General features: G+C 43.7%; 19 protein-coding genes. 12 read left to right on the forward strand and 7 right to left on the reverse strand.

Annotation, left to right across the window (positions count from 1 at the left end):
- Positions 1–30: 30 nt before the first annotated feature.
- The 4 genes from AC5JPO_RS10815 (at position 31) to AC5JPO_RS10830 (ending at position 9,150) form a co-directional block, all read left to right on the forward strand.
- Positions 31–6,978 carry an Hpt domain-containing protein gene (locus tag AC5JPO_RS10815; RefSeq protein WP_443525650.1) on the forward strand — a complete coding sequence of 2,316 codons (6,948 nt, stop codon included), beginning with the start codon at positions 31–33 and terminating at the stop codon, positions 6,976–6,978.
- A complete protein-coding gene (locus AC5JPO_RS10820; RefSeq protein WP_443525651.1) occupies positions 6,968–7,972 on the forward strand; it encodes a chemotaxis protein CheB in 1,005 nt (334 codons plus the stop codon). The genes AC5JPO_RS10815 and AC5JPO_RS10820 overlap by 11 nt, the downstream gene beginning before the upstream one ends.
- Positions 7,973–7,985: 13 nt before the next feature.
- On the forward strand, positions 7,986–8,483 hold the full coding sequence (locus tag AC5JPO_RS10825; protein ID WP_443525652.1) for a hypothetical protein: 498 nt from the start codon (positions 7,986–7,988) through the stop codon (positions 8,481–8,483).
- Positions 8,484–8,628: 145 nt separating this feature from the next.
- A complete protein-coding gene (locus AC5JPO_RS10830) occupies positions 8,629–9,150 on the forward strand; it encodes a cytochrome b (protein ID WP_443525653.1) in 522 nt (173 codons plus the stop codon).
- Positions 9,151–9,340: 190 nt separating this feature from the next.
- On the opposite strand, the gene minE is transcribed toward AC5JPO_RS10830, so the two are convergent.
- The 5 genes from minE to yihG form a co-directional block, all read right to left on the reverse strand.
- On the reverse strand, positions 9,341–9,631 hold the full coding sequence (minE, locus tag AC5JPO_RS10835) for a cell division topological specificity factor MinE (protein ID WP_319050905.1): 291 nt from the start codon (positions 9,629–9,631) through the stop codon (positions 9,341–9,343).
- A 2-nt stretch (positions 9,632–9,633) separates the two neighbouring features.
- Positions 9,634–10,446 carry a septum site-determining protein MinD gene (gene minD / locus AC5JPO_RS10840; protein WP_319050904.1) on the reverse strand — a complete coding sequence of 271 codons (813 nt, stop codon included), beginning with the start codon at positions 10,444–10,446 and terminating at the stop codon, positions 9,634–9,636.
- Between the two features lie 406 nt (positions 10,447–10,852).
- A complete protein-coding gene (gene minC / locus AC5JPO_RS10845) occupies positions 10,853–11,686 on the reverse strand; it encodes a septum site-determining protein MinC (RefSeq protein WP_443525654.1) in 834 nt (277 codons plus the stop codon).
- Positions 11,687–11,766: 80 nt separating this feature from the next.
- Entirely contained in the window at positions 11,767–12,852 is a 1,086-nt protein-coding gene (locus tag AC5JPO_RS10850) for a hypothetical protein (protein WP_443525655.1), read from the reverse strand.
- A gap of 374 nt (positions 12,853–13,226) precedes the next feature.
- Positions 13,227–14,192: a 1-acylglycerol-3-phosphate O-acyltransferase, YihG family gene (yihG, locus tag AC5JPO_RS10855; RefSeq protein ID WP_443525657.1), complete on the reverse strand. Its 966-nt coding sequence runs from the start codon at positions 14,190–14,192 to the stop codon at positions 13,227–13,229.
- A 523-nt stretch (positions 14,193–14,715) separates the two neighbouring features.
- Between yihG and AC5JPO_RS10860 the strand changes: the two genes are divergently transcribed.
- The 7 genes from AC5JPO_RS10860 (at position 14,716) to AC5JPO_RS10890 (ending at position 23,629) form a co-directional block, all read left to right on the forward strand.
- On the forward strand, positions 14,716–15,372 hold the full coding sequence (locus tag AC5JPO_RS10860) for a YiaD family glycine zipper/OmpA-like lipoprotein (RefSeq protein ID WP_319050898.1): 657 nt from the start codon (positions 14,716–14,718) through the stop codon (positions 15,370–15,372).
- A gap of 401 nt (positions 15,373–15,773) precedes the next feature.
- Positions 15,774–17,231 (forward strand): imelysin family protein, encoded by a 1,458-nt coding sequence (locus tag AC5JPO_RS10865; RefSeq protein ID WP_443525660.1) that lies wholly within the window; start codon positions 15,774–15,776, stop codon positions 17,229–17,231.
- 358 nt (positions 17,232–17,589) lie between these two features.
- Positions 17,590–19,215 (forward strand): di-heme oxidoreductase family protein, encoded by a 1,626-nt coding sequence (locus AC5JPO_RS10870; protein WP_443525662.1) that lies wholly within the window; start codon positions 17,590–17,592, stop codon positions 19,213–19,215.
- Between the two features lie 93 nt (positions 19,216–19,308).
- Positions 19,309–20,460: an imelysin family protein gene (locus AC5JPO_RS10875; protein WP_443525663.1), complete on the forward strand. Its 1,152-nt coding sequence runs from the start codon at positions 19,309–19,311 to the stop codon at positions 20,458–20,460.
- Between the two features lie 3 nt (positions 20,461–20,463).
- Positions 20,464–22,020 carry a DUF1513 domain-containing protein gene (locus AC5JPO_RS10880; RefSeq protein WP_443525664.1) on the forward strand — a complete coding sequence of 519 codons (1,557 nt, stop codon included), beginning with the start codon at positions 20,464–20,466 and terminating at the stop codon, positions 22,018–22,020.
- Positions 22,021–22,193: 173 nt separating this feature from the next.
- Positions 22,194–22,820, forward strand: a complete 627-nt coding sequence (locus AC5JPO_RS10885) for a M48 family metallopeptidase (protein WP_443525666.1) — start codon at positions 22,194–22,196, stop codon at positions 22,818–22,820.
- A gap of 206 nt (positions 22,821–23,026) precedes the next feature.
- Positions 23,027–23,629, forward strand: a complete 603-nt coding sequence (locus AC5JPO_RS10890) for a methyltransferase domain-containing protein (RefSeq protein ID WP_443525668.1) — start codon at positions 23,027–23,029, stop codon at positions 23,627–23,629.
- Here the strand turns inward: AC5JPO_RS10890 and AC5JPO_RS10895 are convergent.
- Positions 23,607–24,278 (reverse strand): HD domain-containing protein, encoded by a 672-nt coding sequence (locus tag AC5JPO_RS10895; RefSeq protein ID WP_443525669.1) that lies wholly within the window; start codon positions 24,276–24,278, stop codon positions 23,607–23,609. The two genes, AC5JPO_RS10890 and AC5JPO_RS10895, sit on opposite strands and share 23 nt — an antisense overlap.
- A gap of 39 nt (positions 24,279–24,317) precedes the next feature.
- Positions 24,318–25,232 (reverse strand): hydrogen peroxide-inducible genes activator, encoded by a 915-nt coding sequence (locus AC5JPO_RS10900; protein WP_443525670.1) that lies wholly within the window; start codon positions 25,230–25,232, stop codon positions 24,318–24,320.
- 267 nt (positions 25,233–25,499) lie between these two features.
- Here AC5JPO_RS10900 and ahpC point away from each other — a divergent pair, with 267 nt between their 5' ends.
- On the forward strand, positions 25,500–26,066 hold the full coding sequence (ahpC, locus tag AC5JPO_RS10905) for an alkyl hydroperoxide reductase subunit C (protein ID WP_319050890.1): 567 nt from the start codon (positions 25,500–25,502) through the stop codon (positions 26,064–26,066).
- The last annotated feature ends 87 nt before the right edge of the window (positions 26,067–26,153 follow it).

Consider the following 26,153-nt stretch of genomic DNA (forward strand, 5'->3'; position numbering starts at 1 on the left):
ATTAGTGCCTAGACGAGTTAGGATAAACCTATGAAAAACCAGCCCAATGACATAGTGACGCTTGAGTGGTTGTTGCCACTGTTTGATCAGCAGTTATCACAGATATCTGATGGCTGGCAATTAGAGGCTGATATCGCTAGCTATGAGCAGATGATATCGTACTATCATCAGATAAGTGGTGCATTGATTATGGTTCGTCTTCCTCTATTAGCAGGTCTTGCTAATAAGCTGGGTTTGCTTGCGAGCTTAGGAGACGATGACAGCTTCTCTAGTAAAGACTGCCGGATAGGACAATTTTCTCATAAGCTGCTGCAGCGTGAGTTGAATTACTATACGCGTACAGGCAATTATCACGTTGCTGTAATAGACAAAGCTGCTTATGAGCTGACGCAGGTACTGTCTCAAAGAGGTATAGCAACAGAGCTCATTGTCGATGATACTGATGCTCAGCATGAATATTTAGGTAATGGTGATATTGACGACAGTATTATCAAAAGTATTGAAGTGACAGTACCCATTACTGAAGTTACAACCCGTTTAGTTGATCAGCAATATCAGCAACTGTTATTAGTATGGCGACAGCAAGTACAGAAGTTATTGACTGCTAATGTGAATCAGCCATCAGTACTGAGCGTTCTAGAAAAAGTAGTTCAATATCTCTGGCAGACGACTCAAGATAGAGAGCTACAACGTCTTTGGTACTTGACTCAATTGTGGCTAAATGATCTTGCGCACAACGACACGCCATTACCTGAAAGTTATGCACAACTTCTCAGTCAGTTGGATCATGTTATAGAGTCTTATGGTCAATCAGTGACTTTATCCTCAAGCTTTGTCAAAAGCTTAATTACGACTGTCTACATTGAGCTCAGCTACTTAGTAACGAGTAGCGATCGCACTCAGTCTGTTCTTGATAATGTATCACAGAGCATACCGCCGATATCACGTTTCTTACCGCAAATGCTCAGTGAGCTTGAGACGCTCATTTTTGATTTGGACCAGCCAGTTACTCTAATAAACCCTCTAAAATATATGAAGAACCAGCTTGAGAGTCGAGGTTGGACACAGTATGTCTCGCAAGCTGAATCAATCATTGCCGATTTAGAACAAGTTATCTTTTCAGAGACAGATGCTGCGCAAGAACAATTACAAATTGAGCGTAAGCTACAAGAGTTGTATAACGATATCTATGATATTGAACAGACTATATCGCTCAAAATCGGTGACGCTGCTTCTTTTGCTACAATACCTGAAGCTTCTTATAGTACCGAAAAGCAGTTAGAGGGCGAACCTAAATCGGTCTCTACCGATAGTGAATTACGTGAGCTACGTATTGCCGTTGAAAATATCAAACAAAAATTCAATGAGTACCTACAACGTCAAACGGTTCAGTTATTGCCAGAGATTGCTGAGTTTGACAATATAGCTCAAGCTTTCGAGAATATGGGGTTGTCAGACGTTAGACAGACTATTAATGATATAGGTCATATATTTGCGCAATTACGCACCGGCGATGTCACAGTACTTAGCTGGGACTTGACTCAAGCATTGGCTGAGGGTTTGACTTCTATTGAGCTCTTACTAGATTACCTAGCGCAGCAAGTCTTTGATCAAAAGCTGCTGACACAAGCTAATGAGTATACGATGAGAGCTACTCAGCTTTTGAATGCTCACATAGAAGCACCAGACACAGTCAGTGAGACGTGGCCAATGCAAGCATCAGTAGCAATGGATGTTGTTCGTTATGATGATAGTGGTGAGATTGCGCCTGCTGATGAAAATGATGAGCCAGTGTTAGCACAGGCTATAGTGGATACCAGTGCAAATGCCACTGCTGATACAGAGAGTAGTGATGCATTGATACATGCTCGTGAGCAGGTCAAGCCTGATAACTTTGATATCGATGCAGATATTCGTGATATTTTTATTGAAGAAGTCACAGAGGTAATTGCCGATCTAGAAGACTTCCTTCCTATCTGGCAGCAAGACTCACAAGACTTAACACCATTAACTGAAGTGCGTCGCGGTTTCCATACGCTAAAAGGGTCTGGTCGTATGGTTGGCGCCTTTAGTATTAGTGAGATGGCATGGTCAATCGAAAATCTACTCAATCGTCTGTTAGATAAGACCTTGCCTGTAACAGATGAGGTCGTCAATTTAGTCATTGATACTGCAAAACGTCTACCAGCTTTAGTAACCGATTTTGAAGATCAACAACCGCCAAGTTACGATCCTGCGATTACGATTCTACAAAGTAGTAATTTGATGACGCAGCAGCCTATCAATGCAGGTCTTACTGTGTTTGAGGCAGAAGTTAAAACAGAAGCTACTGAGATAGAGAGTGCCAAGATAGAAAGCACTGAAACAGAAGCTGAATCTGATATAAACAACTCTGCTATGATGGATGACATAGAGCTGGATACGTTACTCTCAATAGGCGGTAATGACGAACTATCGAGCTCTGAAAGTAATAATATGCTGACATCATTATCTGATTTAGAGATTCCGCCCGTACTTATCCCATTCATGCAAGAGGCGACGCAGCTACCAGCTGATGCAAATGATGCAGATCCTGATATTAAAGAAATATTCTTAGAAGAAGCCAATGAGGTATTAGAGGAAATCGTTCCACTATACGAACAGTGGCAGCTATCGTTATCTGATTTAGATGGTTTAAAAGATATCCGCCGCGGCTTCCATACGCTAAAAGGGTCTGGTCGCATGGTAGGGGCAAACTATACTGCCGAGCTGGCGTGGGCAATAGAAAATATGCTCAATCGCGTACTGGATCATAGTGTTGTCGCCTCAGGTGAGATGCGTCAGCTGATTTCAGATGTGTTGAGTACGTATCCTAAGATGCTAACCGCCTTTGAAGATAATAGCCAAAATTATCCAGCCGTAACACCGTTGTGGATTGCTTGTGCTAATGCCTATAGTAAGCAGCATGGCGATGAATTCAGCTATTCTAACTTGTATGAGCAAATAACTACGAGCCCTGAACAAGCAAGTGAGAGTCTGAAAACTGAAGCCATTCAAGAGCCGATACTGGTATCGGACTCAGATGAAACTACTGTTCACTATAATGTTGATGATAATGATGGCGCGATGGATACCACGCTACAGACGATCAATTCTGTCAACGAAAAAATGGCAGAAGCCGCTGTCGTTCTAACGCCTCAAAGTGAAGAGGAAAGAGCATTTTGTAAGATATTTATTGATGAAGCAGAAGAGCTACTTCATCATATCGATCAGTTTGTCAGCGACAATCAAGATCAGTACCGTATTGAGATAACAGATGATATCGTACGTGCATTCCATACCCTACGCGGTGCTTCTGGCTCAAGTGCTTTAGCGGCCATCAGTGAAGTGGGTGCAACGATAGAGCATAGTCTAGAGCTGTTACAACAGCAAGATATTCCTATGAATACTCAGCATCTAGAAGCGTTGGCCCAATCTTCTACATTGATAGATGGGTACTTAAATAGTTACAAACAGAACCTAGAACAGCATAGCGTGGCCGTAGAAGACTCGCAAAGTCAGCAAGACATAGCATCATTGCAAGCCATGCTTGGTGAGCAATACATTATCAGTGATACGGCAGTGATCTCTGATGATAAACCGACGATAGAAGAGTTGCTGGATAGTAATATTGACACGCTATTGGATGCTGAATGGGAATTAGATGATGCCTTGAATCATACAGAAGTCGCGCATACTCAAGATTATATAGCTCAGCAAATCTTACAGATAGACGCTCTCTCTAATAAGGCGCAGGCATTTCCGAAGTTTGTGACGGTTCTAAATGAGCTAGGTAATGTATATAGCTATCTAAATGACAATATCGATAGAGCAGGTGACAAAGATATTCAGGCGACGCTGCACGCTGGTCATGCTCAGCTAGTAGGGCTATTTGATGCCTTGGCCGGTAGTACTTCATTGAAGATCGACCAGCAGGTCATCGACGAGCTACAGAGTATCTATCAAAGTGATAATAGTCTCGAAGATGCAGATAGTAGCTTTACAGTTCGTACTACTGCAGCGCCTGAGCTACAGTTTGAGACAATTGATACCGACATTGAGCTATTAGAGATATTCTTAGAAGAGGCGCAGGAGCTTGATAATGCGCTAGATGAAAGCTTTAATAAGTGGCGTGACGATATCACCAATATCAACGCACTCAAAGTCTTGCAGCGTCACTTGCACACCATCAAAGGTGGGGCACGTATGGCGGGTATCCGCAGTATTGGCGATCTTACCCACGAAGCAGAAAGTGTGTATGAGTCTTTTGTAGAAAACAGACGAGCGCCGACTGCACAGTGGCTTGAGATTATGCAAATGGTGCAAGACACGATGTCATTGCAGGTCATGCATATCGTCAGTCACAAAAAATCTTTCTTTACCTCAGAGCTCATTGAGCAATTAAGAGCATTTGAAAAAGCACCAAGCTTACCAGAAACAGTGGAGCTAATCATACCAGTTCCAAATAATCATTTTGAGCCAGCTGTTGCCGCTCCAGTGGTTGATGTTGATACTGGTACCGAAGTGTTAGAGACCGTAAGTCTAGAGACGATGATTAAGCAGTCATGGGCTAATGGGCTACCTGATCCAGATATACTAGCAGTATTCTTGGAAGAAGCTGAAGAGCTAACCAATCGAAATAAGTATCTGCATTTGTTCTTAAAAGATACAGGCAATACTATAGCGTTACAAGCACTCCAGCGTGATTTGCATACCATCAAGGGCGGTGCGCGAATGGTGACAGCCTCTGGTATCGCAGATTTAGCTCACGAGATGGAATCAGTGTATACAGACTTTGTCAGTAATCGCCGTCCAGCGACCAAAAAAGTTCTAGAGCTCTTAGTAGCCAGTCATGACTGGCTCGCTGATGCCGTATTTATTCTTCAACAACAGGTCAATCCACCAACGCCTACATTGCTGATTGGGGCATTAGAGCAGTTCGGTAAAAACCCTGATAGTCTCAAACAAATACCTAAAGAGTCGCTACAGTCTCAGCGCGAAGCAATTTTGATTGCTAAAGAAAACCAAGACTCTCAGTATCTTGCCAAAGATATCGGCGAAATGCCTTCTATGCTTAGAAGTACTAACGACGAAGATGAAAACGCCAATAACAATGAGATGATTCGTATCTCAGGCGGGCTGATCGAGCACATGATTAACTTATCTGGTGAGTCAGCGATTAACCGTGCGCGTATTGATATGGGCATCAGTAGCTTAACCAATAGTATCGAAGAGATGGGTACCACAGTACAGCGACTGGCAGATCAGTTACGCCGTATGGAGATCGAGCTTGAAGCTCAAATTTTGTCCCAGATAGATGAGGAGTTGATTAACAATGAAGACTTTGATCCTCTAGAAATGGATCAGTACTCATCATTGAACCAGCTGTCTAAATCTTTGACAGAGTCGGCTTCGGATTTGGTGGACATTAACCATACGCTATTAGAAAAGACCCGTGATAGTGAAGGTCTGTTGCTACAGCTTTCACGAACACAGACCGAATTACAAGATGGATTGATGAATTCGCGTATGGTTCCATTTACGCGTTTGACACCTCGTCTTGAGCGTATTGTACGTCAGACAGCCAATGAGTTGAACAAATCCGTCGATCTAACAATCATCAACGCTGATGACGAGATGGACAGAACCATTCTAGAGCGTATTACCTCGCCACTTGAGCACATGCTACGAAATGCGGTCGATCATGGTATTGAAACGACGTCGACGCGATTGAAAGCAGGCAAGGAGCGTAGTGGACGTATTACTCTCGAGGTACACCGAGAAGGTGGCGAGATCGTTATTCAGCTATCGGATGATGGTCGCGGCATCGATGTAGAGGCAGTCCGCAATAAAGCAATCTCTCAAGGTCTTATCGATGCAGACGATGACAGTCTCTCTGATCTAGATATCATGCAATACATCTTTAATGCAGGCTTAAGTACTAGTAAGCAAGTGACACAGATCTCTGGTCGCGGTGTTGGCATGGATGTTGTAATCAGTGAAATTCGCCAACTGGGCGGTTCGGTTTCAGTGGTATCGGAGCTTGGTAAAGGTTCTAGCTTTACAATGCGCTTACCATTGACGGTGGCAGTATCTGATGCATTGGTGGTACGTGCAGCAGATCGTTACTATGCCATACCATTGGTACAGATCGAGCGTGTGGTACGTGTCAACCCAGAAAAGCTCTATGATTACTATCAATCAAATGATGCGACGCTAAACTTTGAAGATACTGATTACCGAGTACGTTATTTAAATGAGATTTTATCAGGCAATAAGCTAAATGAGCTGGTGGTGAATACCAATACCAGCCTACCGCTGATCATCATCAAAAACCGTACAGGGCAGAATATTGCTCTACAGGTCGATCAGATTGCAGGGTCACGTATTGAAGTGGTTGTGAAGCCTTTGGGACAGCAGTTATCGAATATACCAGGTATCTCGGCCGCTACAATTATGGGCGATGGCTCAGTGATGCTTATCTTAGATTTGATTGCTTTAATGCGTAATGCACAATTGGGCAAAAACACCTTAAAGTCCGCGAATGCTAAACGAGGACGCATAGAGTCCAAATCGACTGTTCTAGTAGTCGATGACTCTGTTACCGTACGCAAAGTGACCTCACGCTTCTTAGAGCGTCAAGGCTTCAATGTGGCAGTCGCAAAAGATGGTATTGATGCGCTTGAGATACTACAAGACACGACGCCAGATATGATCTTGCTAGATATTGAAATGCCGCGTATGGATGGTTTTGAGGTTGCAACCCAAGTCAGACACAATGGTCGATTGCAGCATATTCCAATTATAATGATCACATCACGTACGGGTGAGAAGCATCGTGAGCGTGCATTAGAGATTGGTGTGAATGACTATATGGGTAAGCCATTCCAAGAAAAAGAGCTGCTTGAAAAAATACAGAAATTGCTAGGTAAAGAGGCAAGCCTGACTAATGAAGGATAATGCACGTGTTTTAGCACTGCGAGAGAAAAACAAAAGTGATATCAAAGTGCTGGTGGTGGCAGAAGATCATCGCCAGCGTGTGGCTTTTTCGGATACCGTGCGTAGTTGCGGTTTCACGCTTATAGGATGTGTGTCACGAGTGCAGTGGCAAGAAAAAAGTGAGCTGTCTAATATACCTGTTGATATTTGGCTGATAGATAGTGACTACGATGACAGTGTCGCAACAGCAACGTTAGTATCTAAACCAGCAGCTGTGCTGGTGGGCTTTAGTCAAGCCCCTTATCTCAATGAGGCACAGCAATATGCCAAATGGCAACGAAAACTAAAACGTAAGTTTGCACAACTACTGGCATTACCGGCGCTATTAGATACGCCAGTCCGTAAAAGTGACGTCACCGAAATGGACTGGGAGTATGTCGTGTTTCTAGGAGCCTCTATGGGTGGACCTAGCGCGGTAAAAGAGTTTTTGGATAATGTACCAGCCACCCTACCAGTTTGTATCTTATTGGCGCATCACTTTAATCAGACGATGATTGGTACATTACCCCGCATACTCAATCGCCATAATGATTGGGGCTGTGAGGTAGTTGCTTCCTCACAACGTTTGAGAGCAGGGCAGTGCCTTATAGCCCCTATTGATAAGCAGATTGTCTGCGACTCGACAGGTCGGGTGATACTACTAGAGCAGGGGTGGAGCGGTGAATATAAACCTGCCATTGGTCAGCTTATCAAAAATGCTAGCGATGCTTACGGTAACGAGCTGATAAATATTGTCTTTTCAGGTATGGGTAACGATGGTTCTCAGTATCTCGACCTAATTCAAGATAATAATAGCCAACTATGGGCACAAGATCCTGCTCTAAGTGCGTGTCCAAGCCAACCCCAAGCCATTATCGACTCAGGATACTGTAGCTTTATTGGCAGCCCCAAAGAGTTGGCACAAAAACTGTCTGATTATATTGGTGAAAGGCAGCAAGCCATTCACGCTAACTGATTGTGAGCGACGTATGAAACAAATTTTAAAACATTCGTTTGAAGCGGTAAGTCTACTGACCACGAACAATGGTATGCTTGAAGTCACTATCGTGCCAGCATCTAACCAGCCTGACTGGATTATTCCAAGCGCTCTAATTTTGAGCGTAGAGGATCATCAAGAACGCACCACTATATATGACTGGCAACAGCAAGCGCTGCCTGTGTTTCATTTGTTGTCGAAAGATGAGGTGCCAGAGCGAATTATTGTGTTAGAAGGCAATACAGCTGAACATCGTTTTGCTCTACAAACAGCAGGTGAGCTGCAGCAGTTACAAGCTCGTATCTCTGATGTTAAAGATGTTGATATTCCTAAGCAGATGTTGAATAGCAGTACTGACGTCTTGGAGGGGCAGTCTAATGAAGACATCGTGCTCTCTTATTTATATCAAACGGTCATGATTGGTGATAAGACGTACCTAGTACCAGATTTAGATAAAATCGCGCATAACTTGGCTAATTTAGACAGTTAAATGCTCGTTTAGCGTTAAGGTGTTTATCATTTTATCGCTACAGCTTGACATATCGGTTGTTTTTTATCTTGTGAGGGGTAGCCATCCTATTTATAATATTGAGTAGTAATAACTTATAATAAAGATAAAGACAATAGAGCCGCTCATGAATAATTCTAACGTATCAAAATGGTCTCTTAGTAGTCGCATATTTCATTGGATCAGTGCGCTTTTGCTGTTGGTCACGTGGATTATGATGTTGCTATACGAGAATCTCGATGGCAGCTTATACATCGGACTTCACAAATCGTTCGGGATAAGTTTATTATTTTGGATGATTGCACGAGTCATCAATCGCCTGTTTGTTAAAGCACCACCATCAGTACCAATGCCAAAGTGGCAGTCACTGGTCTCTAAGTTTTCCCACTTTGCCCTCTATGCCATTTTGATCGCTATGCCGCTTGCTGGTCTACTCATGTCTGTATACGGTGGACGCCCTGTCGACATCTTTGGGCTATTTCAGATACCTGTTTTTGTGACTCCTGATAGAAGTTTGGCACGTTTTTATAATGATATACATACTGATATCATCTGGCCTATGATTATTGGTTTTACGGCACTTCATATTGGTGCAGCCCTATATCATCAATTTATCAAAAAAGACAATCTAATAGCGCGTATGAAATAAGCCATTATCGTTACTCATTTTTCTAATATGCACATAGATATGAAAAAATATATTGATAAACTTATACAAAGAAGCTCATATAAAGCAATCTATATAAAGAAAATACAGCCAAAAAAAGCCCTAAGTATATGACTTAGGGCTTTTCTATATCAGACATAAATTGAGACGTTAATGGTCTGAATACATAAACTTACTTTTTGTGTTCAGGTAAATTAATATTCATCTCTAATACATCTAGGCTGTCTTCTGAACGATGGTTAATGTTCACATCATCAATCTGTACACCGTTGACGTACTTATTAACCACTTCTAGTATTTCACGTTTCATTTTTTCGATACGATCAACTGTCAGTCGGTTATTCAGACGGTTTTCGCTAGCTACGATAACCTTGAGGCGCTCAGTTGCCAAATTAGCACTACCAGCGTTACTGCTGTCGTCAGTACCAAATAGGCTACTCCAAAATCCTTTTTTCTTAGTCATCATTAACCCCCAAACCAGCGCTGCAGTAAACTTTTCTTTTTCACATCGATATGACGTAACGGACGCTCTTCACCCAAAAAGCGAGCGACGATATCATCATAACACTGACCAGCCACAGAGTCGCTATAATGAATGACAGGCTCGCCATGGTTAGACGCTTCGAGCACTGAATGGCTCTCAGGCACAACGCCGAGCAGTGGTACTTTTAAGATATCATTTGAGATGGTATCGATGTCCATCATCTCGTTTGCAGCGGCGCGCTCCGCATTGTAACGAGTGATCACCAGGTGCTCACGTACAGAGCCTTGGTTCTCTTCGACTTTTTTGGTCTGGCTCTGCAAGATACCAATGATGCGATCTGAGTCACGTACTGAAGAGATTTCAGGGTTAGTGACGATAATGGCTTCATCAGCGTGATACATAGCCAGCTGCGCACCGCGCTCGATACCAGCAGGTGAGTCGCAGATGATATAGTCAAACTGTTTAGACAGCTCAGCCATAACCTCTGATACGCCTTCGTCTGTTAGCGCGTCTTTATCACGCGTTTGGCTAGCAGGAAGGATATACAAGTTCTCAAGCTGCTTGTCTTTGACAAGTGCTTGTGACAAACGTGCGCTACCAGTAATGACATCGACAAAATCATAAACAATTCGGTTTTCACAACCCATGATCAAGTCTAGATTACGTAGACCTACATCAAAATCGATCACTACCGTCTTATAGCCACGCAATGCTAAACCAGCGGCAAAAGAGGCACTTGTCGTGGTTTTTCCCACACCGCCTTTACCTGAAGTGATTACAACTATCTTCGCCACAATGGCACACTCCTATGAATCAATGGGATATCTGTTATATAAATAGCACAATTGCATGGTATTTATCTACTATATATGTACTATCTGCGAAGCTAGCCTAGCATAAATAAACAAATATTTATAGCAAGTCTATACTAAAGCAGGAAAACAACTGATATATGAGCTATAGAGAGTTTCTACTTAAAAAAACACACTGCTAATAATGATCATTTCTATTCGCTTCATAAATCTATAATGGCACTAAAAATAATAGCAAAAATAGCAGCTGATAATAGACCAACTATAATAATTGATTCTATGTACCTCGCGCGTCTTATACTATAGCTTAATCAAGCACACCTACCTTACTCAGTTTACTTTTCTAAACCATCACTTAATCGTGTATTGTTTTTAACAGTATTAAATTCTAAGCCTCATCCATCACAGTAAATACCAAGCCTTCACCTTCTATAAACTTTACTTGTACAGGCTTGTCAATCACGTGCTCAGGTAGGTTGTCCCGCAAGCAATAAGTGCCTGCTACAGAAACCAGCGAAGGATTAAAAACCTGACAAAAAATACGCGCGTCTTTGTCACCTGTTGCGCCTGCCACCAAGCGACCTTGAGCGCGGCCATATACGTGCAAGCTGTTATCAGTAATCGCTTCAGCACCGCTATTGACACTGTTTGTCAAAATCAAGTCACCACCGACATGGTTTAAGCTCTGCCCTGAGCGTAGCATCTGGTCATAGATCAAACTGGTAATATGCTGAGCGCTAGTAAGGGTATCAGCTGGCATCTCAGATATAGTCGTTTTGGTCTCTCGTTCATTGGTCGCTGTAACGTCTTTTACATTATCGTCGCTAGCTGAGTCTTTGTTGCTGTCTTCTGCTGGCTTATTGGGCGTCGCAAGTGCTTTCTTACTAGGTATGATACGCTCAATGCGTTTGCCATCTGCTGGAAATATAGCCAAGCGCTGTTCGCGAGCTTGGTCATCGAGTACACCTGTGACCACACCGATAGGTTGTAGTCCCCATGACCATAGCAACTCTACCAATGCAGATAAATCTTGCTCAACGTCGCTATCAATAAGGATGGGGATATTACTCGACTTGTTGCTTAGCGTGTCAGCCAGCTGGGCTTCAATAGCACTTAGGTCATCTGTACTGAACTGTAAACGCGAAAAAGTCAACATTTTGCCGTATAAGGCTAAGGCAGGGGCTGTGTTTGTTGTTTGGTTTTTATTATCTGAAACTGTCATATATAAACCCTTAAGAATAATTCTATCGCTGTATCCACAGCGTCATTTTTATAATTGCGTCATGCGAGTCGATAGATATACTACAGATTTAGCATATCTTGATGCTTCCATTGCTGTACTTTTACTTGCGCTTCAAATTCAGTCAAACTGTCATCAATGATACTCGAAATCAGAGTATCGAGCGCAGTATTATTGGTATCTATTTGCGCAATACCGCTAGCAATAGCAACCATCAATGAGTCGAGGCGCTCAGGGTCAAGCAGACGCTGATTTAATGCGTAAACGACATTGGTGCCGACGTTGTGCCCGATACTCTGCAATTGTGATTCAATTAAGCTGCCAGCGATAGGGATCATACGCAAATAGCGTCGTAGCTCAGGGGTATTGGCCAACCCTTCTTCAATAGCATTGCCCATCTCATCGGCTAATATACTACCACCACCTGATGAAGCGGTGAGCTCTTGTAATTTTGGGGCAAGCTCCGAGCGTAGCATGGACAGCACGGCGGCTTCGATTTCAGCACGGTTGCGCGTGATAGCCGATTCGATAAATGATTTATGTGCTTTGGGATCGGTCAGTTGCTGTCTAAAGTTTTGGATGGTCGTTAAGATGACACGATCAGATAGCTCCTCTAGCAGTAAATCGATATAGAACTTAATACGATTGATCCAGAGCTGTGGTAGCACTTGATAGCCAAGCTGATAGAGTCGGCGTCCGATAATGACTGCTCGGAACAACCGTAATGCACGTAATTGCGGAAAACAACCTAATACTTCATACCAGTGGACAAAAGGAAAAAAGAACCAGCGGTAGTAGACTTTGTTTTTGATGGCGATAGCCCAGCGTAATAACAGCTCGGCAATCAAAAATATAGTAAAAAACCCACCAGCAGTACGCAATGGCTCATGCAAAGTGGTTTGATACCAGTTTAGTCCGTCATTCACAGACAGCCACTGTGCAGCGTTATTACTAAAATCGCTCATCAACACCGCATCAATACTGATCAGTAATAGATCAATACTGATTACGATGAGCATCACGATGTCGTAGGTAAGCTTCAAGCGGCTTGGCTTTGGACGATTTGGCCTTGGCGGCTCACTAGGTGTTAGGTGAGGCGAAACCGGTGCTGCAAGAGGCGGGCTAGTAGGAGAGGCGGGCACAGTCATACCTTATAAGTGATAAATGACACAAAGAGTGAGCAGATTTTCGATAATGACTAAAAACAATTATCGAAAATTTATCAGTTCACGAATAGTCACATTATCAATGAATAAGACCAAAAAACAACCCATCTATGAGTAAAATTTACGTATCCTAGTTAAAGATGTTTTATACAATTATAGGAAATAAATATGCCTCATCAATAAAAAACGTACTTCATCACATTGGAATGGTCTGCAACCGCTGTGGATAGCGTATTACTAGATGGCTGATTTTAATTATCTATATCACTCTAAGTTACAGTATTTTTATAGAGGTAATACCCTTATAGGAAATGACACCCCCATAGAAAATGCCTATCACGTTGCCAAGTGATGGTTTATTTAGCGTTTTGAGGCTCAGGATTGGTTTCAAAATCAGCCAACATGTCGGTGATACGCTGATCTTTTTGGCGCCAGATTTTTTCAACCCAATCGAACATCTGCGCTTTTATATCATCATCATTTTCGTAACCACCTTTTTTGATACCATCGAACAAAGTATCCGGTATATCGATATATCTTAGATCTACCCCCAAACGCTTGATGTTACCTTTCCATAGATCACCATAGCTTGGTACACCGTCTGGATAGACAATAGTCACATCCAATATGCCGTCAATGTCTTCTCCTAACGCACTGATTGCCAATGATAAGCCACCTGCACGTGGTTTTAGCAAATGAGTATATGGAGAGTGCTGCTTTGCGTGCTTGGCTTTGGTAAAGCGTGTTCCTTCCAAGTAGTTGAGCAAAGTAAAAGGCTTGTCCTTTAATAGCGCACAGGCACGTTTGGCCTCTTCAATATCTTTACCTTTTAGTGCAGGGTTTTTGGCGATGGCTTCTTTGGAGTGCCGACGCATCATAGGGAAGTCTAAAAAGTAGAAAGCCTGTCCAACGATAGGAATATAAATCAGCTCAAACTTGGTAAAGAAACGCGTGAGTGGCAGGCGCTTTTCGCCTATATACTGCACGATGCTGGTGTCGACCCATGATTGATGATTGCTAACCAAGAGGTATTTGCCCTCAGTATGGATATCATCAGGTAGGCTAATGCGCCAGTCCTTACGAGGTAACATGTCATCAATCAAAGCGCTATTGCTGCTGATCCAGTAGGTAGCAATCTTGATAACGGCTTTGTCCGCGATGGGAGCACCAGTAATGACCTTGCCAACACCCATTAACCATAAGGGAATACTACCACCAAAGCTATTAGCAGCAATGACGCCCGTAGCCGTGGCTAATGACACAGCCTTACCCAGCTTAGGAGTACGTTTGTGCATTTTTCGAATGGTAGATGTCAGGCGCATGCTTGATCCTCTTGTTCAATCTAATTAATAAATGAGTCTTACATTGTGGGTGTCAATGTATTTGGGGTCTACCGAATCTATCTTCATGATTGACGACTGATAGCAGTCAACTAAATAGTAGTCAGACAAAAGCTAACGTTATGTAAACGGTCATTCGATGTCTACAATTTGATGTCTACAACTCGATAACTATTGTTAGATGCATACAGACAGTCGACACCTGATGTATGAGCCGTTTAGCCATGATAAATTCGCTTAGATAATTTTAGCAGAAACAATTGGTAGTGTACGACTGTAAACGTGACTAGCGATAGCAAGTGATTACTATGAGACAGCCAAAGCTCCTACAGCTGGTTGCAAGACAACCTGCACTTCTCATACATAGGTGTGACAAAATATTACACACAGTTAGATTGGAATTGCCATAATAATGACGAAAGTAAATAAGTACTTATGAAAGATTAATGGACAATCTTTATAAAAAGCACGATTTATAACATTTTTGAATTTAAGAGGAAATATTATGCGTAATACATTAATGATTGCAGCAGTAGCATCAGGTCTAGCATTGAGCGGTTGTACTACTGATCCAAACACTGGACAGCAACGTTTGAACAAAGCCGCTTTAGGTGGTTTGGTCGGTGCAGCAGGCGGCGCAACTATCTCAAAAGCAACTGGTGGCGACAAAACTGGTCGTGATGCAGCAATTGGCGCAGCATTAGGTGCAGGCGTTGGTTACTACATGGAGCGTCAAGCTCGTCAGCTTGAACAGCAAATGGCTGGTACAGGCGTAACGGTTGAGCAAAATCCAACAACTGGTAACATTGATCTTGTAATGCCAGGTAGCATCACTTTCTCGTTTGATGATGCAACACTTAGCTCTTCATTCAAGCCAACACTAGACAAGCTTGCTTCAACGATGAACCAGTACAATCAAAACACGATCACCATCGCTGGTCATACTGATAGCAAAGGTACTGCCTCTTATAACATGGGTCTATCACGTGACCGTGCTTACTCAGTTGCTAACTACTTGACCGCTCGCGGTGTTGCGTCTAACCGTATCAATGTTGTTGCTTATGGCGAGTCACGCCCAGTTGCAGATAACAATACTGATTATGGTCGTCAGCAAAACCGCCGTGTTGAACTAACGGTTAATGCACCGCAAAGCGTAAACTAATCAGTAATTTGATTTAGTTATCGCATACACATTCTCAAATGTGTTTTCAAAAAGAGCCAGCAATATGCTGGCTCTTTTTTTGTGTTGTATTTGGTAGGAAAAAGTTAAAGATGGGAATGCAGGTTGGTCATTACAGCACAGCGATGTAAGGCGAAACTTTTATGACATCATAAATATCAACCACAGATTAATTATTATTAATATAAAATTAATCATTGATAATGATTATCAATAACACTATAATTTATCAATATTTTTATCGCTATAAGGTCGTGTGCATCATTGTGTGGGATAAACGATAAAAGTGTACGACCATACCAGCTTGCTATATATGGCTTGCTTATCGATGTAAGAATGCTACCTAACCAAACAAACTTTTTGCTATATTTTTGAGGATATGTATGACGATTACCACAGTAACAAACCGTAAGATTCTACCAACTACGTTAGCTGTTGCCCTTGCAGGATTGTTAATGGTGTCGGGCTGTACCAAAAAAACCGATGAAGATACGGCTACTGCTGAAGCGCAGACAGAGGTTGTTAGTGCAGAAGCGGGCGATAGTACTGAGATGTCAGCTGCCGAAAAAGCACATATTGACAGACTGGCTATCAGCTATGCCAATATGGCTCACGCCGCTTACAAAGACTCGTTGGATACCGCCAAAGTACTACAGACAGCGGTAGATACATACGTTGCGACGCCAACACAAGCTAACCTTGATGCGGCAAAAGCTGCCTACAAAGCAGCGCGCCAGCCGTATTCACAAACCGAGATTTTCCGTTTTGATGAAGGGTTTGTGACAGCAAATGACAAGCGCGCGATCAACAGCATAGATAGCTGGGAAGGTCAGATCAATGCTTGGCCATTAGATGAGGCGCTAATTGACTATGTCAGTGATGATTATGAGGGCGAGTACAACAGCCAAGAAAACATCATCAACAGTGACAGCGTGACAGTCGGTAGTATTAATCAAGACACCAGTACGATCACGCCTGAGCTACTTGCAGAAATGAACGAGATCGGTGGTAGCGAAGCCAACGTAACGACTGGTTATCATGCGATTGAGTTTATGCTATGGGGTCAGGATACCAATGGGGTAAAAGAAGGCGCGGGCAATCGCCCAGTGACAGATTACGTCACGGAAGCTGGTCAATGTACTAGTGGTGATGCGGTCAATGAAGATGCTAACATTTGTGAGCGCCGCGGTGAATTCTTAAAAGCTGCGACCCAGTTATTGGTTGATGACCTGACAGCGATGGAAGCCCAGTGGCAACCTGAAACAGATAATACTTTACGTAGTGATTTGCTAGCGCGCAAATACGATAATGGTCTACGTCAGATTATGTACCAAATGGGCAGCTTAGCGTTAGGCGAGTTGGCTTCTGAGCGTATGCAGGTCGCTTTTGTCACAGGATCTACTGAAGATGAGCACGAATGCTTTAGTGATTTGACGCATTTGAGCTATGCCAATAATGCACGCGGTATCCAAAATGTCTTTAATGGTAGCTATCAGACTGTCACTGGAAAGACTGTCGGCGGCTACGGCATCAAAGAGTATCTCATTGATAATGGGCATGTAGAAGAAGCCGAAAAACTGGCCGCTGAATTCAGTAAAGTTGAAGGTGCGTTCAACGTTATCGCTAACAAAGGCGAGAAAGAAGGGATTAAGATTGACCAAATGATTGCCACTGTTGGTCAAGCCAGTCAAGAAGGTATCTCTGCTGAAGAGCAAAATATTCGTCGCGGTTGGGTTGAGGCTGGTATCAACAGCTTGCAAGAATTGACTGCTGGTATCGAAAATGCGGCAAAAGCAGTCGGTATCGATAACTTAGATGCGGATGCAGGATCGCAGTTTTAATTTCAGTTTTAGCGATTAAGGTCTTTTATTCTATTGATGGTATCCATATCATAGTGGTAAGTGAGTAAACCTACTGCTATAAAAATGCAGATTGGATTTTATACGTACGTTGTCGATCACAGTCGGCAACGTATTTTTGTAAGAACTAAGTTTGTAATCACTAAGTTTGTAATCACTAAGTTTGTAATCACTAAGTTTGTAATCACTAAGTTTGTAATCACTAAGCCTGTAAATATCAAGTTTGTAAGTACTAAAATAGACCAGATACATCGGTCTTCTGAATCCGTATATGGATACCTATCATATTATAGGTATCGATTACAGTGGTTCTACTCTAAAACCAAGGCACACAATTTTTATGAAAGCCATTGATATCCCATCTTTTCGTTTGTCTTCTATATTCATGCGCAGTTTGCCGCTCATCATAATGAGTACGGTCGCACTAAGTGCGTGTCAACCAACCGATAGTACGCCAAGTAATACTTCGGAGAGTCAAAGGGCGACCGCTACTAGTGATAGCTCCCAACCAATAACCTCTGAGCGTGCTCAAAATATTGAGGCACTTGCTGGCATGCCCATGCAACAGCTTGTCAGCTTTGATCCACAAGAGATTAAACAGGGCGGTGACACCGGGATCAGCATCACGAGTGCTGAGAGCTATTCAAAGCCGTCATCAAACTTGGCGGCTTCACGCAAAGGCATGTTTTTTATTGGTAATGCGTTCTTTCGTCAGCCTTGGGTTGTAGCTCCTGCTAGTACAGATAGCCGTGATGGACTGGGTGCGCTGTTTAACGTTGCGGCTTGTCAGTCTTGCCACATCAAAGATGGACGTGGTCATGCACCGATGGATGCCGATGATGATGCGGACAGCTTGCTGGTACGTCTGTCTATGCCAGCGACGACCGATGAGCAGCGTAAGCAGTTGCAGGACTCGCTCATTGAAAAAGTCGTTCACCCGATGTATGGTGGGCAACTGCAAGATCGAGGTATTCAGGGCGTCCCTGCTGAAGCGAGAATAGCAGTACAGTGGACTGATAAACCAGTCACTTTTGCTGACGGACATATTGAGACGCTGCGCGCACCCACATTTAACTTGACCACCCCTGGATACGGTGCTCTTGATGAGGCGATGATGGTATCGCCGCGAGTGGCACCGCCGATGATTGGACTTGGATTGCTAGAACAAATCCCTGACGATGATATTAAAAAACAAGCCAAGAACAATAGTGATATCAGTGGTAAGTTCAATTGGGTTATGGATCCACAAACCGGTAAGCGTGCGCTTGGACGTTTTGGGTGGAAAGCAGGTCAAACGAGGCTGCTGACCCAGAACCAAAGTGCGTTTAATGAAGACATGGGTTTGACGTCAAATATCCGTCCACATGAGTCTTGCATGCCCACGCAGACTGCCTGCCTAAATGCGACTACTGGCGCTGATGAGCAAGGGAATGGCAAGCCTCCTGTCGAAGTGAACGATGACGTGGCAAAATTCGTAGAGTTTTATACCCGTAATTTGGCGGTGCCACATCGCCGTGACGCGGATAGTGAGTTGGTGCTGGCTGGCAAAAAGCATTTCTATGACATGGGGTGTCAAAGCTGTCATACCCCAAGATATCAGTTGCCAAAAACCGACGATGATCGTCTTGAGCAACACGGTCAAGTGATTTACCCTTACACAGATTTGCTGCTACATGATATGGGTGATGAGCTTGCTGATCGTACAGTTTCCGGTAAGCTACCATCAAAAGATGCTCAAGTTGAATTTTTAGCCAACTCTTATGAGTGGCGCACACCGCCCTTATGGGGTGTCGGGCTTGCTCAAACGGTTGATCCGCAAGCGACGTTCTTGCATGATGGTCGCGCGCGCACGCTGATGGAAGCCGTACTATGGCATGGCGGAGAAGCCAAAAAGCAGCAACAAAAGGTATTGAAACTAGACAAGCAAGGTCGTACAGAGCTCAATGCATTCTTAAGGTCACTATAGCGTGATTTTACTGCGTACTATCGTGCGCCACCTGTTTTGAGCAGTCATGCAACAACGATATAAATTACTACCTATAAAATTACCGAGAACCCTATGAAAATGAACCACGCTTTGGCAATGGCACTATCTGCATTAAGTGCTGGACTGCTAATCAGCTGTGTCAAACCTGCCGACGAAAATAAAACTGCAGAAGTGGACAGCCAAGAAGTAGTGCAAGAGAATAGCGCTGCTAATGGCTCAGCAGAAAGCAGTAATGAAGCTGCTGAGCAGATCGTTGCTGTAAACATCAGTCCTGAGACCCAAAAGACATATTTGACACATGTGGCAGAGGATATCGTGATTCCAGCGTATGCCGATGCAGCACAACAAAGCGATCTGCTCAATGAATTGGCGCAGAAATATTGTCAACAATCACCAGTAAGCGGTGATGAGTTGCAAGCATTGCGCGAGCAGTGGCTGGTACTAGCACAAGCATGGTCAAGTGCTGAAATGGTCAACTTTGGTCCCGCTACTGCCAGTATGAGTAACTTATATATCAATTACTATCCCGACGAGCGCGGTCTGGTGCATAGCGGTGTCGCCGACCTAATCGCTGCTAATCCAAAACTAACGCCAGAGCAGCTCGCCGGTGAGAGTGCGATTGTGCAGGGTGTACCAGGATTAGAAGAAGCGCTGTTTGCCAATGAGAGCTTGGATGCTGGTCAATGTGCTTATGTAATCAGTGCCAGTAGTGCTCTGAGCACACGTCTAAAAGCCATCGAGGACAACTGGCAGCAGAACGCGACTAACTTATTGGCAATAGATAAGACAGGGGAGAGCGACCAAGGTTTAAACCAATGGTTTAACTCTTTACTGTCATTGATTGAAACGATGAAGTCCAATGCGATCGATCAGCCACTGGGTCTGACGGGCAAAGCAAAAGGTCACCTGCCAGCTGCTACCGCGGGTCAAAGCCGCGCTATTATCAATGCAAAACTAGATGCGATTAATAAAGCCATGACTGACCCCGTATTGACAGCGATTCTTGGTAGTAATGATGAAAATACAGTTGCTGATAACCTATCGACTGCGCTTGCCGAAGCGACGACACTACTAGCACAGATGCCAGAAGATATATCAGCCGCAGATAAAGATGACCAGCAGGCGCTCTATGATCATCTGACCACCATCACTCGCCTAATCAAACGCGAGTTAATCCCAGCACTCGGTATCCGTGTGGGATTCAATAGCACTGATGGCGATTAGACAATGTCTACTATTAATAGGAACACAATAGCGTTAATGCCCAAAGCGCGCGATCAAGCATATAAGTCAGGAGCAAGATCAGCAAGCCATGAGCTACTGACGACGTCCGTGCTGTCTATAATTGGCACGACAGCACTTGTTGGGCTACACCATCGTTACCGCAAGCAGCAGAACCCCAATGCTAGCCTGCAAGATTATATGACAGGTCTCCGCACGCAGTTACGGGTATCGCAATCGGCTGATGAGACAACACCAATGCTCACGCGCTTGCGCTATGCTTGTCAGCAAGGGGCGGCGACATGGCGGCAGGCTTATCATCATACTATAGATAATGCTGATCAGTATGATGCCTCCAGTTTTACTGATATGCATACGACGACGTTGCTAGCACGACCAGTTAGCTGGGTTAGCGGTGTTGCATCCATGCCAAAAAACCACACATCACTGAACCAAAACGAGCATGATTTTGGTGTGGTGGGTATCGATGCTGATAGGCAAATGGTGTGGCAGACCACTATGCCTGAACGTGTTCATGACATCGTCGTTCAACCTGTATCCGTCAATGTACCTGAAGAGCAAGCTCAGCATAGCAGTGACCACCAAGGTCGGCACGTTATTGTAATGGGTCGTCGCCCTAGCGAAAAATTCTGGGTGCTGAGTACAGCAAATGGACAGGTCCAGCATGCAATCAAAGCTGATATAAATCGCCATTTTTATGGTCATGCCTGTTATAGCCTAGATGGCAGTTTGCTCTATGTGACTGAAAATGACACTGTCAGCCTAGCGGGTAAAATCGGTATCTACGATGCCAATAATGCTTATAACAAAGTAGTAGAGTTTGACTCGCATGGTATCGGCCCGCACGAGCTGATTATGCATCCAGATGGTGATACATTAGTGATCGCAAATGGTGGTATCAAGACCGAGCAAGCCTCACGTGAAGAGTTAAATCTAGATAGCATGCGACCCTCGCTAACTTATCTAAACCGTCATGACGGGTCATTAATTGAGCAAGTGACTCCTGAACATAACCAGATGAGCGTGCGTCATTTAGCGATGCACAAGGATGGCTCAGTGATGATCGGTATTCAGTTCCAAGGTGAAAAGCACATCAATGTACCATTGGTATTGACCCACAAGCGCGGTGATAGCCATTTCACACCATTGACTATGCCAAACAATCAATGGCAACGTTTTCATCAATATATTGCGAGCGTAGCCGTCGATAGCGATCGCAATTTGCTTTGTGTGACCACACCAATTGGTGGCTGTGCAGCGATTTATGATTTACATACTCGAGAGTTGATTGATGATGTAAACCTACCAGACTGTGCAGGGGCATCAATGCTAGCTGACTCCAATATACCAACTCACAGAGCCAGTGATCCTATGGATTCAGGATTTATCGTCAGTGACGGTCAAGGACAATTAACGGCATTGAGAGTCACGCCTGTGCCAGAAACAAAGTCAGAGACGAAAGTTACTGAGCACCGTGAGCGTATTATAAAGGACAGTAAATTGCACATGATGTCCTTTGACAACCATTTGCAAGCGTTGTAGATTTTGTAAATGTTATAAGCGCATCAGTAGTCAGGAGCAATGATTCACACGGTTATGTCCATACCTTTCACATTCATAACTTTTGCGTCCGTGACTTCAGCGATGCAGCTTATAGCTGCTATGACCATATAAAAAGGAGACAGTGCATCAGCTCAGATATCAGTTTAGATACTGTGAGACAGCAGCTCGCACAGGCAGGTATCGAGCTGTGCATCAGTAAAAAACGTGTCAAAAATATCAACTTTCGCTTAAAGCCTTATTTATTGATGGTTTCTGTACCACTGCGTATCACTGCCTCGCAAACACTGTATGCTGTAGCCAGACGAGTGTCTTGGGCGATTGCTCATCACCCGCAAGTACTGGCGCAATACCATCGTAAACCCAGCGCTCCGGTAGATTCCTCAGATGCTGATCAGCCCATCTATCTATGGGGCAAAGTACAAGCATTGACGTTGAGCCATGATGAAACAATGGCTTACTATCGACAGCAGCTCTCCAATATCATGCCTTCGCTATTTGAGAAGTGGCAGCCTATCGTCGGCGCTTATGCCAATGAGGTACGATTAAAGAAAATGCACACGCGCTGGGGTAGCTGTAATACTCGCGCCCGCCGCATCTGGCTCTCGGTCTATCTTCCTGCTTATCCTATCGAATGCACCGAGTATGTTATCGTTCATGAGCTCTGTCATTTACATCATGCCAATCATAGTCGCGCGTTTTGGCAAACCGTTGAGGCGGCAATGCCGGATTATCAGCAGTGGCACAATCTGCTGGCAGGCAAGACGGGTCAGTTGGATTGAGTTCAACAGCCTGCGATTTTAGCTATCTAAATCAGTGCCTTCATAGCAGTTTTTGCCTACGCATCTTTCTTTTGTATCAAAGATAGATAACTCGGACTGAGTTTTACTGGCATGATTGACATAAGGACACGCCTTCATAAGCCTGATATGATAAGACATAACGGTACAAAACGTGTCGTTTAAATAGAACTATACAGGGATGTCACATGGAAAATGTCAATCAGGCAGAATTTTGGCAGCAGCGCTATGAAAAAAATAGCATCGGCTGGGATATGGGACAGGTATCGCCACCACTCAAAGCTTATATTGACCAGCTACCTGACAACGCCAAAAATCAAGCAGTGTTGGTAGCAGGTGCAGGTAATGCCTATGAAGTAGGCTATCTATATGAGCAAGGATTTACCAATGTCACGTTGGTTGATTTTGTGCCAGCACCGATTGAAGCGTTTGCAGCGCGTTATCCTGATTTTCCCTCTGAGCATTTGATCTGCGCAGACTTTTTTAGTTTGTCAGAGCAGCAGTATCAATTTGATTGGATATTGGAGCAGACGTTTTTTTGTGCGATCAATCCCGCGCGCCGTGATGAGTACGTGCAGCAGATGGCGAGACTACTAAAGCCTCAAGGCAAACTGGTGGGTTTGTTATTTAATACAGACTTTGGACGAGAAGAGCCACCATTTGGTGGTACTAAGGAAGAGTACCAGCAGCGTTTTCAAATCCATTTTGGTATCGAGACCATGGCGCCTAGCTACAATTCATATCCTGCACGGCAGGGTAGCGAGCTGTTTATAAAGCTGCGAGCAAAATAATCTCACGTTCGATATTGTCCCGAGCTTGTGCTTCTAGTCGCTCGTAATAGTAGTCAGTCAAATACAGTCTTGGATGCGCTAGTAATCCTTGTAATATCGCAGTGCGACCATGACGATAATCCACGTCTGTCACATGAACATACTCTTGACGTACTGCTTGTGTATATTGCTGATATGTAGACCAAGGCGCACCTAAAACACTCAAATCCATGTCTAATAGATAGGCGGCATCGTTACGGTTATCTTCGTCTATCAGTGCATCTATCTGATGATCAGCAGTCATTATAATAAGTGCGTAGATATCTTGGCATCGCGTCGAATTCAGGTATGGGCTCAACGCCTCTACCGCATATTCAGCACTTTTTTGCTCATTGTCTGAACGTGTTGGGTCATACACGATGTCATGATAATACAGTGCCAGCGCTATCGTATTTGGCTTAGATAGAGAGGGTTTGATGTTTTTAAGCTGCATCATTAATTGCTCGATATGATCAAACGTATGATAAGCGCGCTGTGGCTCAGTATAGCGTACTGCGATATCTTGCCACAGCAACTCTATCTGCTGTGGCAAGATATCGTTACTCATAGACGATAAGTGCTGTGCAAAGCATTTGCCAAGATTATCATGTCTATATAAAAAGTCAGTCATCTATCACTTTTCACTGTTGCTATGCTAAATATGGTGCAACTAGTCTTCGTCGTTAGCCACGGCATCTTTAAATGCTTTGTTAAAGACGTCCCCAAGTAAGCTCACATCATCGACACGCGCATAGTTCAAACGGGTAACAAAAGCAATACGGCGGTGTGGTCCGTCTTCAGCCAATGGTACTGCAACCGCGTTTTGATTTTGCAGGTGCAGCTGATCCAATGCCATTTCAGGCACTAGCGTCGTGCCCATATTGGCAAGCGCCATTTGAATTAGCGTGTTTAAACTGGCATCCGAAAAGCTCGATTTCATTTGCGAGCGGTCGAAATGACAGACCGATAGTGTCTGATCGGTCAAACAGTGCCCTTCACCAAGTAGCATAAGGTTGGCAGTGGCCAGCTCATCAGCGTTAATGGTTTCGAGTTTGGCATGTACGTCATCTTTTGGGAATACAGCAAAGAAGTCTTCACTCCAGAACTCAAAACTGTGCAGACCATCGACCGCATAAGGTAGTGCAATAATAGCGGTATCAATATGACCATAACGGACTTGTTCAAGCAGGCGCTCAGTCTGTTGCTCAACGATCGTCATACGAAACTCTGGATATTGAGCACGTAGCGCAGGCAATACCTTTGGTAGCAAATAAGGCGCAATCGTTGGGATGATACCGACCGTCATAGGATAGGCAAGTGGCGTCTGGTGACTTTGCGCACGCGTGGTCAAGTCACTCACTTCAGAAAACACGCGTTGTGCGCGCGTAAGGATATCTTGCCCGATAGGCGTGATCAGCACTTGTTTGTTGTTACGCTCAAAAATCTGAGTATCCAGCTGTTTTTCTAATTCTGCAATACCTAAGCTCAGCGCAGACTGTGAAATATTGCAGTCTTCAGCAGCACGTTTGAAGTGGCGATGTTTGGCTACAGCCAAAGCAAACTCAAGTTGTCGTAAAGTAATCATAAAACCTCTCTTTTAGTGGGTTTTTCATGCAGTTTATTATGTGTCGTCAACCTTTATGGGGTGGCAAATTACCAATTTTGAACCAATGATAAGCTCTAGAGATAATAGTTTAACAAGTTTAATAAAACAAAACATCACATTAAAAACTTTTAACTAGATTAACCATAGAATTCGCGTATAGTTTGTCGGGTAGCCCAGAAAGATAAAGGGTTAGTCGAAAAACCATACAAATAACTTTTAATTTAATTAATTATAGAGGAGCCAACCATGGCGTCTATCATCAATCAAGAAATCCCAGAATTTTCAGCAGATGCATATGTAAACGGTGAGTTCAAAACTGTTACTTCAGAAGACGTAAAAGGCAACTGGGCAATTTTCTTATTCTACCCAGCTGATTTCACGTTTGTTTGCCCAACTGAACTTGAAGACATGGCAGGTCATTACGAAGAGCTAAAAGGTCTTGGTGTTGAAGTATATTCAGTATCAACTGACACGCATTTCACGCACAAAGCATGGCATGATTCTTCAGATGCTATCGGCAAAGTACAATACCCAATGATCGGCGATCCTACTGGTAAGATCACTCGCGGCTTTAACGTTATGATTGAAGAAGCTGGTCTTGCTGAACGTGGTACGTTCTTAGTAGATCCTGATGGTTTGATTCAAGTTGCTGAAATCCATGCAGGTGGTATCGGCCGTAGTGCAAAAGATATGCTACGCAAAGTAAAAGCAGCACAGTACGTTCGTGAAAACGACGGTGAAGTATGCCCAGCAGCTTGGGAACAAGGTGGCGATACATTGAAGCCAAGTCTTGACCTAGTTGGTAAAATCTAAGTAGTTATTTCATCACTTAGATAACAGTAGCACTGAATCTTACGCTGTTAGTTTGAATCAGTGCTATATATAAAGACCCCATTAGCG

The sequence above is a fragment of the Psychrobacter sp. H25 genome (assembly GCF_059076335.1).

Excerpts from the sequence above, each read along its gene's own strand:
- AC5JPO_RS10825 (WP_443525652.1), top strand. The coding sequence starts at position 7,986 with ATGAAACAAATTTTAAAACATTCGTTTGAAGCGGTAAGTCTACTGACC.
- AC5JPO_RS10830 (WP_443525653.1), top strand. The coding sequence starts at position 8,629 with ATGAATAATTCTAACGTATCAAAATGGTCTCTTAGTAGTCGCATATTT.
- yihG (WP_443525657.1), bottom strand. The coding sequence starts at position 14,192 with ATGCGCCTGACATCTACCATTCGAAAAATGCACAAACGTACTCCTAAG.
- AC5JPO_RS10820 (WP_443525651.1), top strand. The coding sequence starts at position 6,968 with ATGAAGGATAATGCACGTGTTTTAGCACTGCGAGAGAAAAACAAAAGT.
- minC (WP_443525654.1), bottom strand. The coding sequence starts at position 11,686 with ATGACAGTTTCAGATAATAAAAACCAAACAACAAACACAGCCCCTGCC.
- AC5JPO_RS10900 (WP_443525670.1), bottom strand. The coding sequence starts at position 25,232 with ATGATTACTTTACGACAACTTGAGTTTGCTTTGGCTGTAGCCAAACAT.
- AC5JPO_RS10870 (WP_443525662.1), top strand. The coding sequence starts at position 17,590 with ATGAAAGCCATTGATATCCCATCTTTTCGTTTGTCTTCTATATTCATG.
- AC5JPO_RS10850 (WP_443525655.1), bottom strand. The coding sequence starts at position 12,852 with ATGACTGTGCCCGCCTCTCCTACTAGCCCGCCTCTTGCAGCACCGGTT.
- minE (WP_319050905.1), bottom strand. The coding sequence starts at position 9,631 with ATGACTAAGAAAAAAGGATTTTGGAGTAGCCTATTTGGTACTGACGAC.
- AC5JPO_RS10860 (WP_319050898.1), top strand. The coding sequence starts at position 14,716 with ATGCGTAATACATTAATGATTGCAGCAGTAGCATCAGGTCTAGCATTG.
- ahpC (WP_319050890.1), top strand. The coding sequence starts at position 25,500 with ATGGCGTCTATCATCAATCAAGAAATCCCAGAATTTTCAGCAGATGCA.
- AC5JPO_RS10890 (WP_443525668.1), top strand. The coding sequence starts at position 23,027 with ATGGAAAATGTCAATCAGGCAGAATTTTGGCAGCAGCGCTATGAAAAA.
- AC5JPO_RS10880 (WP_443525664.1), top strand. The coding sequence starts at position 20,464 with ATGTCTACTATTAATAGGAACACAATAGCGTTAATGCCCAAAGCGCGC.
- AC5JPO_RS10875 (WP_443525663.1), top strand. The coding sequence starts at position 19,309 with ATGAAAATGAACCACGCTTTGGCAATGGCACTATCTGCATTAAGTGCT.
- AC5JPO_RS10895 (WP_443525669.1), bottom strand. The coding sequence starts at position 24,278 with ATGACTGACTTTTTATATAGACATGATAATCTTGGCAAATGCTTTGCA.
- AC5JPO_RS10815 (WP_443525650.1), top strand. The coding sequence starts at position 31 with ATGAAAAACCAGCCCAATGACATAGTGACGCTTGAGTGGTTGTTGCCA.
- AC5JPO_RS10865 (WP_443525660.1), top strand. The coding sequence starts at position 15,774 with ATGACGATTACCACAGTAACAAACCGTAAGATTCTACCAACTACGTTA.